The 11,756-nt window shown below is 64.9% G+C and carries 11 protein-coding genes; 5 read left to right on the plus strand and 6 right to left on the minus strand.

Annotated elements, in window-relative coordinates:
• The 4 genes from NKI46_RS03150 to NKI46_RS03165 are packed head-to-tail and all read left to right on the plus strand — an operon-like array spanning position 1 to position 3,442.
• Positions 1-1,356, plus strand: a complete 1,356-nt coding sequence (locus NKI46_RS03150) for a phosphatase PAP2/dual specificity phosphatase family protein (RefSeq protein WP_352744737.1) — start codon at positions 1-3, stop codon at positions 1,354-1,356.
• Positions 1,357-1,366: 10 nt separating this feature from the next.
• Positions 1,367-1,801, plus strand: coding sequence for a hypothetical protein (locus tag NKI46_RS03155; protein ID WP_023693832.1), 435 nt, complete (start codon positions 1,367-1,369; stop codon positions 1,799-1,801).
• Between the two features lie 3 nt (positions 1,802-1,804).
• Positions 1,805-2,473 (plus strand): lysophospholipid acyltransferase family protein, encoded by a 669-nt coding sequence (locus NKI46_RS03160; protein ID WP_023672504.1) that lies wholly within the window; start codon positions 1,805-1,807, stop codon positions 2,471-2,473.
• A 39-nt stretch (positions 2,474-2,512) separates the two neighbouring features.
• Complete coding sequence (locus NKI46_RS03165) at positions 2,513-3,442, plus strand: phosphatidate cytidylyltransferase (protein ID WP_031193489.1); 930 nt, start codon at positions 2,513-2,515, stop codon at positions 3,440-3,442.
• Positions 3,443-3,452: 10 nt separating this feature from the next.
• On the opposite strand, the gene NKI46_RS03170 is transcribed toward NKI46_RS03165, so the two are convergent.
• The 6 genes from NKI46_RS03170 to NKI46_RS03195 form a co-directional block, all read right to left on the minus strand.
• Entirely contained in the window at positions 3,453-5,060 is a 1,608-nt protein-coding gene (locus NKI46_RS03170) for an FGGY-family carbohydrate kinase (RefSeq protein WP_352744740.1), read from the minus strand.
• 133 nt (positions 5,061-5,193) lie between these two features.
• A complete protein-coding gene (locus NKI46_RS03175; RefSeq protein ID WP_023685460.1) occupies positions 5,194-5,922 on the minus strand; it encodes an SDR family oxidoreductase in 729 nt (242 codons plus the stop codon).
• Positions 5,923-5,950: 28 nt separating this feature from the next.
• The gene (locus tag NKI46_RS03180) at positions 5,951-7,210 is read right to left on the minus strand and encodes a sugar ABC transporter permease (protein ID WP_023672500.1); all 1,260 of its coding nucleotides are present in this window, start codon (positions 7,208-7,210) and stop codon (positions 5,951-5,953) included.
• Positions 7,207-8,031 carry an ATP-binding cassette domain-containing protein gene (locus NKI46_RS03185; protein WP_023715131.1) on the minus strand — a complete coding sequence of 275 codons (825 nt, stop codon included), beginning with the start codon at positions 8,029-8,031 and terminating at the stop codon, positions 7,207-7,209. The genes NKI46_RS03180 and NKI46_RS03185 overlap by 4 nt, the downstream gene beginning before the upstream one ends.
• Positions 8,032-8,183: 152 nt before the next feature.
• Positions 8,184-9,248, minus strand: a complete 1,065-nt coding sequence (locus NKI46_RS03190) for an ABC transporter substrate-binding protein (RefSeq protein ID WP_023672498.1) — start codon at positions 9,246-9,248, stop codon at positions 8,184-8,186.
• Positions 9,249-9,476: 228 nt separating this feature from the next.
• Positions 9,477-10,361 carry an AraC family transcriptional regulator gene (locus NKI46_RS03195; protein WP_023672497.1) on the minus strand — a complete coding sequence of 295 codons (885 nt, stop codon included), beginning with the start codon at positions 10,359-10,361 and terminating at the stop codon, positions 9,477-9,479.
• A gap of 309 nt (positions 10,362-10,670) precedes the next feature.
• Between NKI46_RS03195 and NKI46_RS03200 the strand changes: the two genes are divergently transcribed.
• Positions 10,671-11,732 carry a maleylacetate reductase gene (locus NKI46_RS03200; protein ID WP_352519854.1) on the plus strand — a complete coding sequence of 354 codons (1,062 nt, stop codon included), beginning with the start codon at positions 10,671-10,673 and terminating at the stop codon, positions 11,730-11,732.
• The last annotated feature ends 24 nt before the right edge of the window (positions 11,733-11,756 follow it).

Raw genomic sequence — 11,756 nt, forward strand, 5'->3', positions numbered from 1 at the left:
ATGGCCCTGCCTGTCACTGACCCTGCCCCGGCGCGGGAACCCTATTTGGGCATCGTGCTGAGGGCCGCCCTTTGGCTGGCGCTGCTGGCGCCGTTCTTCTATTCGACCTATGGCTTTGCCAACTGGCTGGCGTCGCGGCGCGACCATGTCGGCAGCATCGTGTTTGCCTGGGAACACGCCATCCCTTTCGTCGCCTGGACGATCGTGCCCTATTGGTCGATCAATCTGTTCTACGGCCTATCGTTGCTGCTCAACACGACCAGGCGCGGTGTCGACCGGCTCGCCGGCCGTTATCTCTCGGCGCAGATCATTGCCGTCGCCTGCTTCATCGCGTTCCCGCTGACGGCGACATTCGTGCGGCCGGAAACCACCGGCCTGCCGGGTTTCCTGTTTGCAGTGCTCGGTGGTTTCGACAAGCCGTTCAACCAGGCGCCATCCCTGCACATCGCACTCCTGGTGATCATCTGGGACCATTGGCGTCACGTTCTGGCACGTCACCGTCTCGGCGGCATTCTCCGCCCCGTCTGGCACGTCTGGTGTTTTCTCATCGGCGCCTCGGTGCTGACGACGTGGCAGCATCATTTCATCGACATTCCGACCGGCGCGCTGCTCGGCCTGTTTGCGCTATGGCTGTTTCCGTTCAAGGGCGAATTGCCTTTCTGGGGTTTTCGTCTGACCGCCGACCCCAAGGCGCGGCGGCTGGCGGGCTACTACGCGCTGGGCGCCGCCCTTGCCTTGGCCGGCGCTGCCGGCGGAGCGTTTGTCTCCGCCGATTTTCTCATCCTGTTGTGGCCGGCATTGGCGCTGGCCATCGTCGCCTTCGCCTATGCCGGGGCCGGCGCCAAAGTGTTCCAGAAGGCGGCCGATGCCAGTGTCTCACTGGCCAGCCGCATCCTGCTCCTGCCCTACCGGCTTGGCGCCCGGATCAATGTGTGGGTATGGACCCGCCAACTGGCGCCGCAACCGGAGATCACCGACGGTGTTTTCCTCGGCCGGTTTCCGAGTGCCGACGAGGCCAACCGCTTCGGCACAGTGATCGACCTTGCCGGCGAGATGGAACGGCCGCGCGGCGTGACCTGCCGCTGGATCAGCTACGCGATGCTCGACCTCGTGGCGCCGCCTCACGACAGGCTGGAGCGAGCGGTGGCGGCGATCGAGCTGGCGCGCCGGCGCGGCACCGTCCTGGTCTGCTGCGCGCTCGGCTTCCAGCGCAGTGCAGCCGTCGTCGCCGACTGGCTGGTGGTGACGGGGCGCTCGTACACAGCTGCACAGGCGCGCAAGAAACTCGCCGCGTCGGGCAGGCCCGTGCACCTTCAGATCGGGCTGGATGAACCGGGGCTGGAAGAACCGACATGAGTTGGCCGGCATGAGTGGCGACAATTTTCCCGAGAAGGCCGAAATATTCGCCGCCGGGCTGATGGTGCAGGCGGTGTGGCCGATCCTGCTGGTGGTCGCGGCTGTGATGGCAGCGCCGGTCATCGGCCTGGTGGCCGGACCGCAGACGACAGCGCTGTCCGCGGCGGCCTGGCTGGTCGCGGCGGCGAGCGCCGTGGCCACGCTGGCTCTTTCGGCCTTGCTTTTGTTCGATGCGCTGCTGTTCCGGCTGATGGCAAGCCACGCCAGCGAGGCCGCCGGGGGTGCCGCGGTCGACGATGTGCTGGCGCGCATGCGCCTGAAATCCACCACTGCCGGCGGCCGCTCGCTCGACCATCGCATGGCAGGCACGCGCCGCCTGCTGACAAGGCAGCGCATGGCGCTCGCCATGTTTGCTGCGGCATCCCTTTTCGCAGCATTTGTTTGAGCCATGACAAAACTTCACCTGCGCGCCAACACCTTCACCTTGCTGCAGACGGTGACGTCGGTCGGCCTGTCGGCGGCGGCCTGGGTGGTAACCGGCGTCAGACCAATCTGGAACGGCAGCCAGCCGTCGGAGCGGCAGCGCATCTACTTCGCCAACCATGCCAGCCATGGTGATTTCATCCTGCTGTCGGCCTGTCTGAGTGAGAAGGTGCGCGCCCGGACCCATGCGATCGCGGCGGCCGAATATTGGGGCAAGTCGCGGCTGCGCCGCTTCATCGCGCAGGACATGCTGTCGTCCGTGCTCATCCACCGGCAGTGGACCGACGAAACGCAACACCCGATCTCGATCATGCTGTCGGTGCTCGACGACGGCCACTCGCTGATCCTGTTTCCCGAAGGCACTCGCAACACGACGGAGGCGGATCTGCTGCCGTTCCGCTCCGGCCTCTACAATCTGTCGATGGCGCGGCCCGATGTCGAACTCATCCCGTGCTGGATCGAGAACATGTCGCGCGTGCTGCCCAAGGGCCAGTTCCTGCCGGTGCCGCTTCTGTGCCGCGTCGTCTTCGGTCCGCCGGTGGCGATCGCGCCCGGCGAAGAACGCCGCACCTTCCTCGAGCGCGCGCGCCAGACGCTGCTGTCGCTCAACCCGCGTCCCGATCGGGACCACTAGCATGACCAGGCAAAGAGACTTCGTATGACACTGCCGCCAATGCATGAAACCGTCATCCTGCTGGCCGGCCTGATCTGCGTGCTGACCATGGCGAGCATCGTTGCCGGTATCCTCTCATGGCGGGCGCCGAAGCCGCTGCCCTCGACGCTCGTCAACTTGAACCAGCGCATCAACGCCTGGTGGGTGATGGTGCTGGCGATCACCGTCGCCTTCTTCTTCGGCCGCACCGGCATGACCATCCTGTTTGCGCTGATCTCGTTTGCCGCGCTGCGCGAGTTCGTGACGCTGACGCACAGCCGGCGCAGCGACCACTGGGTGCTGCTCGGCATGTTCGGCATCATCATTCCCTTCCAGTACTGGCTGGTGTGGACCGCCTGGTACGGGCTCTTCACCATTTTCATCCCCGTCTACTGCTTCCTCTTGATGCCGGCGGTCACCGCGCTCAACGGCGACACCGAGCGCTTCCTCGAGCGCGTGTCCGCGCAGCAATGGGCGGTCATGATCTCGGTCTACTGCGTCAGCCATGTGCCGGCGCTGCTGACCCTCAACGTGCCCGGTTTCGAGGGCCGCAACCTCCTGCTCATCGCCTTCCTGATCATCACCGTGCAAGGCAGCGACGTGCTGCAATACATTTTCGGCAAGCTGTTCGGCAGGCATCTTCTGTCGCCCTCCGTCTCGCCCTCGAAGACCTGGGAAGGGCTGGGCGGCGGGCTGGTGGCATCGAGCCTTCTCGGCGCGCTGCTGTCGTTCCTGACGCCGTTCTCGCCGCTGGCGGCGGCAGGCGTCGCCTTCATCGCCTGCCTGATGGGGTTCCTCGGCGGGCTGGTGGCGTCGGCGATCAAGCGCGACCAGGGCGTCAAGGACTGGGGTCACCTGATCGAGGGTCACGGCGGCATGATGGACCGCGCCGACAGCCTGGTCTTCGCCGCACCGGTGTTCTTCCACATCGTCCGCTATTTCTGGACGTGAGCGAAGCCGTTCAACCGCGGATGGCCCGGCCTGCCTGCTGCAGCAATTCGAAGGCGGCGAAGCGCTTGTCGTGCCAGGGCACGAGGTCGCCACCGGCCGGGCGATAGATGTCGCCGATGCGCGACATGCCGGTCATCGCCGCGATCACATCGGGAAATTTTTGCGCCGCCACCGCAGCCAATATGGCTGAGCCGAGCAGCACCGGTTCGGGCGAGGTCGAACCGGCGACGGTCAGGCCTGTGGTGTCGGCCAAAAGCTGACGTACCAGCTCGCTTTGCGCCGCACCGCCGCTGACGACGATAGTGTCGATGGCAATGCCTTTTTTGGCCATCGCCGCCAGGATCTGGCGAACGCCGTAGCCGATGCCCAGCAGGCCGGCGACATAGAGCGCGACCAGACTGTCGAGGGACGTGTCCATGCCAAGCCCGGCGATCAGGGCCTTGGACTCGGGATCGGCGAAGGGCGAGCGGTTGCCGAGGAATTCCGGCACGACATGCAGTCCATCGGCTAGGTGCGCTACTGCGGACAGGTCGGCGGACTGTTTCGCCGCCTGCTGACCAAGCCAAGCGGTCAGGCCGAGACCTTCCGCCTTGGCTTTTGCGGATGCCTCAGCCGTGGCCGGATGGAAAGCGACGAGGTGGTCGATTGCAGCACCCGCCGCCGATTGCCCGCCTTCATTGAGCCAAAGCCCCGGCACCATCGAGGAAAAATACGGACCCCAGACGCCGGGCACGAAGGCCGGCTCGCTGGTGCTGGCCATGGTGCAGGCCGAAGTGCCGAACACATAGGCCATGCGCGACTGCAAGGTGCCGACCGAGCCCTGCCCGCCAACCGTGCCGACGCCGCCGGCATGGGCATCGATCAGGCCGGCCGCAACCGGCGTTCCCGGCAGCAGGCCGAGATCGGCCGCGGCGGCCTCAGTGAGGCCTTGGGCAAGTGCCGTGCCACCCTCGACGATTTCGGTGCCGATGCGGGCAAAGCCTTCATCGGCGAGCGCGCCGAGGCCGATGGCACGGAAATAGGCATCGTCCCAGCGCCGCTCGTGGCCGAGATAGGTCCATTTGCAGGTCAGCGTGCAGATCGAGCGCGCCAGGCTGCCGGTTGAGCGCCAGGTCAGATAGTCCGTCAGGTCGAAGAAATGCTCGGCCGCATCGAAGGTGGCGGGCAGGTTCTCGCGCAGCCACAGCAGCTTCGGCGTTTCCATTTCCGGCGAGATGGTGCCGCCGACATAGTCGAGCACGGCGTGCTTGCCGGCATTGATGCGCTGCGCCTGGTCGAGCGCGCGGTGATCCATCCAGACGATGATGTTGCGCTGGCTGTCGCCGGAACTGCCGGCCGGCAACGGCGCGCCATCCTGGCCGACCACGACCAGCGAACAGGTGGCGTCGAAGCCAATGCCGGCAATGTCGCGCCCGGCAAGCCCCGACTTGGTCACCGCCTCGCGCACGCTGGCGCAAACCGCACGCCAGATGTCCTCGCTCGACTGTTCGGCGATTTCGCCGGGCTCGATGAACAGAGCGATGTCGCGCTTCGCCGAGGCAAGCATGGTGCCCTTGCTGTCGAACACCCCCGCCCTGGCACTGCCAGTGCCGACGTCGATGCCGAGGAAGTGGGACATGGGGAACCTCAGAGGTTAGGCAGTAGGCAGTAGGCAGTAGGCAGTAGGCAGTAGGCAGTAGGCGAGATGGTCAGCAGTGAACGGTCAGTTGCAAGAGCCTCTCCCCATTCCCTACTGCCTAATGCCTACTGCCTCACAAATCATTGCTCTGCGGCAGGATCACCAGGTCCCGGATGGTGACGTTCCTTGGCCGCGTCAGCATGAACAGCACGGCTTCGGCGACCTCGACCGGTTGAATCAGGCCGCCCTTGGCCAGTTCATCCTCAAGCTTGTCCTTCGGCCAGTCGCTGATCAGCGCTGTCACCACCGGCCCCGGCTGCACCGCGCCGACGCGCAGGCCGTGCGGGGCGACCTGGCGGCGCACCGTATGGACGAAGGCCTGCACGGCGTGTTTCGACGCTGTGTAGATCGGCTCCCAGACCACGGGCACCAGTCCGGCGATCGAAGACGTGACGATGATGTCGCCGGTCTTGCGCTCGACCATATGCGGCAGCACGGCGTGGATGGAACGAAAGACCGCATTGATGTTGAGGTTCAGCATGCGGTCCCACACATCGGGGTCGCCTTCGAGCACCGGGCCGCCGACATAGGCGCCGGCATTGGCGTGGAAGATATCGAGCGGGCCGGCCTTGTCCAGGATTTGCGGCATCATCGTCGCGACGCTGGCCGGCTTCATCAGATCGATCACCAGCGGGATCGCGTCGGGACCGAGTTCGGTGCAGACGCTTTTCAGCGCGTCTTCGGCGCGGTCGACGAGCACAACGCGAACGCCGGCGGCAATCAGCGCTCTCGCGCATTCCAGGCCTATGCCCGACGCGGCGCCGGTGATCGCCGCGACCTTTCCACTCAAATCCTGAGCCATTCTATCCTCGTATCGATTGCGGTTGCGTTCAGGCGCGGCCGTGGGAAACCCGCGAGCGGCGTGCCAGGGAGTCGACGATGACCGCAATTGCCAGAACGGCGCCGGTGATCATGTAGCGAAGCGACGATGACAGATCGAGCAAGGTCAGCCCGCTGGCGATCGACTGGATGACGATGATCCCGAGCAGCGCGGAATAGGCGCTGCCACGGCCGCCAAACAGGCTGGTGCCGCCTATGACCGCCGCCGCAATGGCGTTGAGGTTGACGTCGCCGGTGCCGGCCTGCTGGCTGGCAGAGGCCAGCCGCGCCGCCGACAGCACGCCGCCAAGGGCGGCGAACATCGAGCACATGACGAAGGCGCTGAGGTAGATCGAGCGCACCTTGATGCCGGCGCGGCGCGCCGCTTCGCGGTTGCCGCCGACGGCGGTCATCGAGCGGCCCCATTGGGTGCGGGTCAGCGCATAGTTCATCGCCACCACCAGGCCGACGAACAGGCCGAACATCCACGGTATGCCGCGCGCCTGGTTGAGATAGCCGACGATCAGTTCGAGCAGGATGGTCAGGGCGGCGACGCGCACGATGAGGCCGCCGACAGACGGCGCCGACAAATTGACGGCCCGGCGGCGGCTGACGGTGCGCAGGCCGCTGATCAGCATGACGATGCCGGGCAATGCCGCCAGTGCATAGGACAGCCAGTCCGGCATGACCAGCAACTGGCCGAAATTCACCAGGTTCGAGCCATAGGGCAGATTGATCGAGCCGGTGGAGCCCAGAATATACAGCTGCAGGCCGAGCACGGCGAGCAGGCCGGCGAGCGTCGAGACGAAGCTTGGCATGCCGAGCCGGTTGAACAGCAAGGCATAGAGCGCGCCGATGAAACCGCCGACGGCAATTGCGGCGAGGATGGCGAGCGCCACCGGCCAGCCCTGGTTGACCCACAGCGTGCCTACCATGGCCGAGGCAAAGCCGCTGATCGAGCCGACCGACAGGTCGATCTCACCGACCATCAGCACACAGACGATGCCGAGCGCGATGACGCCGACGGTCGAGCAGTCGAACAGGAGATTGACCAGATTGCTCGACGAGACGAAGACCGGATTGAGGGCGGTGAACACGCTCCAGATGATGACCAGGCCGACGATGACCGGCAACGAGCCGAGGTCGCCGGAGCGGACGCGGTCGAAGAAGGCGCTGATGGCGCCACCAACGCCGGCCTGGTGCTTGACGCGCACGTCGCTGCGGTCGAGGGCCGTCGACGAGGAGGTGTCCTGCTTGGGCTCCGCGCTCATGGCCGCTGCTCCTGATTGTTCGCTTGTTCGGCGGCCTTGCGCCGTTCGGCGCGGCGCGACACTGCATTGTTGGCGGCGCCGGTGATGGCGCTGACCAGTTCCTGGTTCGAGGCGTCGGGTTCGAAGACGCCGTTGTTGCGGCCGAGCCTGAGCACGACTATGCGGTCGGCGACGGCGCGCACGTCCTCCATATTGTGACTAATCATCAGCACGCCGAGCCCACGCTCGCGCACCCGGTCGATGAGGTTCAGCACTTCCGCCGTCTGGGCGACGCCAAGAGCGGCGGTCGGCTCGTCGAGCAGGATGACCTTGGGGTCGAGCAGCAGCGAGCGGGCGATCGCCACGGTCTGGCGCTGGCCGCCGGACAGCGAGGCGACCGCCTCGCGGACGCTTGGAATACGCGCCGACAATTCGTTGAGCAGCGTCCAGGCGCGAATTTCCATCGCCACCTCGTCCAGCCGCAGCGGGTTGATCTCCTTGCCGAGAAAGATGTTGGCGACGACGTCGAGGTTTTCGCACAGTGCGAGATCCTGGAAGACGGTGGCGATGCCGAGCGTCAGCGCGGCGCTCGGGTCGGGCATCGTCACTTGCCTGCCGCGGAAATTGATGGTGCCCGAGCTCGGCTGGTGGACGCCGGCCAGAATCTTGACCAGCGTCGACTTGCCGGCGCCATTGTCGCCGACCAGCGCCACCACCTCGCCGGCATGGACATCGAGATCGATATCGGTGAGCGCCGAAACGGCGCCGAAATTCTTCGAGATGCCGCGCAGGCTGAGCACCAGCTCGCCTGCCGAAACCGGTCCGTCAGAGATGTCAGACATGGTGGCAAACCTTTCCGGATGGGCGGTCAAGAGTGACTGCGAACTTCCGGCCACCGCAAGGGCGGCCGGAAAGCAGGATCAGGATTCTAGGTCATCCTTTTATGCATGTCGTTATCCCAAAACCGCTGCGCACTTTTGGGCGACCTGCATTGTCACTTTGTAATGCCGAGCTTCTTGCAACCTTCGGCGTAGCGGTCGACGCAAAGCTCTTCGGCGGTGTTGATCTTCTTGTCGATGATCTCGGCCTTTAGGTTTTCCTGCGTCACCACCGCCGGCGTGAACAGCTGCGAAGGAGTGTCGTAGAGGGTCATTTCGGCCTTCGGCGTCTCGCCCGACAGAAGCTGGACGGCGACGTTGGCGGCAGCCGCCGCAACGATCTCGCTCGGCTTGGAGATGGTGTTGTACTGATCGCCGGCGATGATCAGCTGCAGTGCGGCGATCGTCGCGTCGTTGCCGGTCACCGGCGGCACCGGATCGACACCGGCGGCCTTGAAAGCGGCGATGGCGCCACCACCGGTGCCGTCATTGGCCGCAACGACGCCGACGATCTGCGTGGAGAAGCGGGTGATCTGGCCGCTTGCCCATTGCTGCGCCTTCGGCGGCGCCCATTCCGGCGTGTCGTATTCGGCAAGGATCTTGTAGCCGCTGTTGTCGAGGCTGGAATGGATGCCCTTCTTGATCAGCCCTGCGGCCGCGTCGGTCGGCGATCCGTTGATCTGCAGCAGGCCGCCGCTGGCCGGGTCGACCTTCAGCGCCTTGAGGTGTTCGACGAGCGAGTCGGCAATGGCCTTGCCGATGCCTTCATTGTTGAACGAGACGTAGAAGTCGGCAGGTGCAGTCGGGATCGGGCGATCATAGGCGATGACCTTGACGCCCTGGCTCTGCGCCAGCTTGACCAGCGAGGCGGCGGCGGTCGAGTCGACAGGGTCAAGCACGATCGCCTTGGCGCCCTGCGAGATTACCGAGTTGAACTGCTGCTGCTGGCGCGAGGCGTCGGCATCGGCGTTCTGGTAGATCACCTTGCAGCCGGGGCAGAGTTTTTTCATCTCGGCGACGAAGCCGGGATAGTCGTGCTGCTCGTAGCGCGTCGAGGCCTGGTCGGGCATCAAGAAGGCGACCGTGGCGTCGGTAACCGGGGCGGCAAAGGCAGCGGTGCCGCCAAGAAGAGACAGAGTGAGCGCAATGGCTCCCGTCGATTTCCAGGCAAATCTGGTCATTTTGATAGCTCCGTTTCAAGGAATGGTTTCATGAAGCCCTGGACACCACATGGCGCCGGGCCTTGACTGCAGTCGGCTGTTGCGAGGAACAACGGAGCACTTGATCCGTGCTGCGCATCCCCTTGATATCTCTGGATTTCGGGACAAGCGATCTCCAGCACGGGGCGCCTCCAACGCACCCCGCGTTCTTACCTCAGTAAACGTCTAGGCTCCTCCCGGTCCTCCCTGTTAGGCGGCAATCTCCGCGCTGATGTTTTCCGCCAGCAGGGCCCTGAAGCGCGAAGGCGACATGCCTTTCTGGGTCAGGAACTGGCGGTTGAAATTCGAGATGTTGTTGTAGCCGGCGGCATAGCAGATCTCGGTGATCGGCATGTCGGCCTCGCTCATCAGCAGTTGGCAGGCGAGGTTGATGCGCAACCGGTTGACATACTGCACCAGCGCCATGCCGGTATGGCGGCGGAAGCTGCGCGAAAACGCGCTCGGGCTGCGGCCGGCGATCGCCGCCAGATCGCTTTCGCTGAACGGCTCGGTCAGGTTGGCGTTGATATAGGCAAGCGCCTTGTTGACGCCGGCCGACATGAAGCCTGAGGGATCCGGCAGATAGCTGGCGCTGGTGAGCGTCCGCACATCGGCGGCGCGGCTCAGAATATCGATCAGTTCCATGAACAAAGCGATGCGGCGAACGCCTTGCGCTTCGACCAGTTCGGCCAGCACAGGTGCGGCGAGCTTGGCGGTAGCGGTGGAGAACAGCGCGCCGCGGCGGCTGAGCTCGAGAATGTTTTCACAACCGGCAAGTTCCGGCAACGCGGCGGTGGCGTCGGCAATGAACTCTTGCGAGAACTGCACGACGCGGCCGCGCAGCGGCACGCTGGCGCCTGCCGGCACGTCGCTGACCCAGTTGTGCGGCAGGTTCGGGCCGGTGAGCACGAGGTTGCCGGGCTCGAACTCGCCGATGAAGTCACCGACGAAATAATGGCCCGTGGTGGCGACGACGTGATGGATTTCGTATTCGGGGTGGAAGTGCCAGCGCACCGTGTGGAAGGGGTAGCCGTGGGCCCAGGCCTTGAACGACTCGCCGCGTCTGATCTGGACGACTTCCAAGTCCGGATTCATGTCAGTTCCTCCCGGCGCCGGTCCGGTCATGCGACCAGTTGCAGTGCCATCTCCCGCAGGCCGCGTTTGCCGCTCTCTGCAGTGATCGAAGCTTAGGCGGCAATTCATGCAGCCGCCACCACGGTGTGTCCACCTCACTGATACTTTTTTGACGTTTTTGTGGTAAAGGCGATACGTTTGCGAGTACGCGGGAGAGATCAGGCCCCGCTTGCGAGACGGTGACGACGCAAACGATGTCGCCGGCGGCGAGAGCTGGTCGCTCGATTTCGGCTCCGTCACAGTGACAATATGCAAAGGGAGCGGATCGGCATGACAAGGACGTTCACCTACTCCGGCAGCCCTGCGCATATTGTCTTCGGCAATGGCGCGTCGTCCGAGGTGGGCACCTGGATCGAAAAACTCGGCTGCAAGCGCGCGCTGGTGCTGTCGACGCCGCATCGGGCTGCCGACGGCGAGGCGCTTGCCAAGTCCCTCGGCGCGCTGGCGGCCGGCATCTTTTCGGGCGCCGCCATGCACACGCCGGTCGAGGTAACCCAAACGGCAATGGCCAAGGCAACCGAGGTCAAGGCTGACTGCGTTGTCGCGCTTGGCGGCGGCTCGACCACCGGTCTCGGCAAGGCGATCGCCTGGCGCACCGACCTGCCGCAGATCGTCATCCCGACCACCTATGCCGGCTCGGAGGTGACGCCGATCCTCGGTCAGACCGAGAACGGCGAAAAAACCACAATGCGTGACGCCAGGATCCTGCCGGAAGTGGTGATCTACGATCCAGAGCTGACCGTCGGCCTGCCGATAGCGATGAGCGTCGCGTCAGGACTCAACGCCATGGCGCACGCGGCCGAAGCGCTTTACGCGCAGGATCGCAATCCGATTTCCACCCTGATGGCGAAAGAAGGATTGCACGCCATGACGGCGGCGCTGCCGGTGTTGACCAAGGAGCCTGGAAACATCGATGCACGCGGCGATGCGCTTTACGGCGCCTGGCTGTGCGGTACGGTGCTCGGCGCCGTCGGCATGGCGCTGCATCACAAGATCTGTCATACGCTCGGCGGCTCTTTCGACATGCCGCATGCCGAGACGCATGCGGTGATGTTGCCGCACACGATCGGCTTCAACGCCGTCGCGGTGCCCGACTTGTTGAAGCCGGTCGCCGACTTGTTTGGCGGCAGCGCGGGCGGCGGTCTCCACGATTTCGCCAAGGCGGTCGGCGCGCCCCTTACATTGAAAGAACTCGGCCTCATGCAGGCCGATCTCGACCGCGCCGCTGAGATCGCGACCAGGAACCCATACTGGAATCCGCGGCCTTTCGACCGCGCCGCAATCCGCGCCCTGTTGCAGGACGCGTGGGAGGGAAGGCGCCCGCAAAACTGACGGCAACAAGCAAGGAACTTACCC

The sequence above is a fragment of the Mesorhizobium sp. M0615 genome (assembly GCF_040320805.1).
Classification (GTDB): domain Bacteria; phylum Pseudomonadota; class Alphaproteobacteria; order Rhizobiales; family Rhizobiaceae; genus Mesorhizobium.

Bases quoted from the DNA above. Each gene is read 5' to 3' on its own strand.
- NKI46_RS03150 (WP_352744737.1), top strand. From the start codon at position 1: ATGGCCCTGCCTGTCACTGACCCTGCCCCGGCGCGGGAACCCTATTTG.
- NKI46_RS03155 (WP_023693832.1), top strand. From the start codon at position 1,367: ATGAGTGGCGACAATTTTCCCGAGAAGGCCGAAATATTCGCCGCCGGG.
- NKI46_RS03160 (WP_023672504.1), top strand. From the start codon at position 1,805: ATGACAAAACTTCACCTGCGCGCCAACACCTTCACCTTGCTGCAGACG.
- NKI46_RS03165 (WP_031193489.1), top strand. From the start codon at position 2,513: ATGCATGAAACCGTCATCCTGCTGGCCGGCCTGATCTGCGTGCTGACC.
- NKI46_RS03170 (WP_352744740.1), bottom strand. From the start codon at position 5,060: ATGTCCCACTTCCTCGGCATCGACGTCGGCACTGGCAGTGCCAGGGCG.
- NKI46_RS03175 (WP_023685460.1), bottom strand. From the start codon at position 5,922: ATGGCTCAGGATTTGAGTGGAAAGGTCGCGGCGATCACCGGCGCCGCG.
- NKI46_RS03180 (WP_023672500.1), bottom strand. From the start codon at position 7,210: ATGAGCGCGGAGCCCAAGCAGGACACCTCCTCGTCGACGGCCCTCGAC.
- NKI46_RS03185 (WP_023715131.1), bottom strand. From the start codon at position 8,031: ATGTCTGACATCTCTGACGGACCGGTTTCGGCAGGCGAGCTGGTGCTC.
- NKI46_RS03190 (WP_023672498.1), bottom strand. From the start codon at position 9,248: ATGACCAGATTTGCCTGGAAATCGACGGGAGCCATTGCGCTCACTCTG.
- NKI46_RS03195 (WP_023672497.1), bottom strand. From the start codon at position 10,361: ATGAATCCGGACTTGGAAGTCGTCCAGATCAGACGCGGCGAGTCGTTC.
- NKI46_RS03200 (WP_352519854.1), top strand. From the start codon at position 10,671: ATGACAAGGACGTTCACCTACTCCGGCAGCCCTGCGCATATTGTCTTC.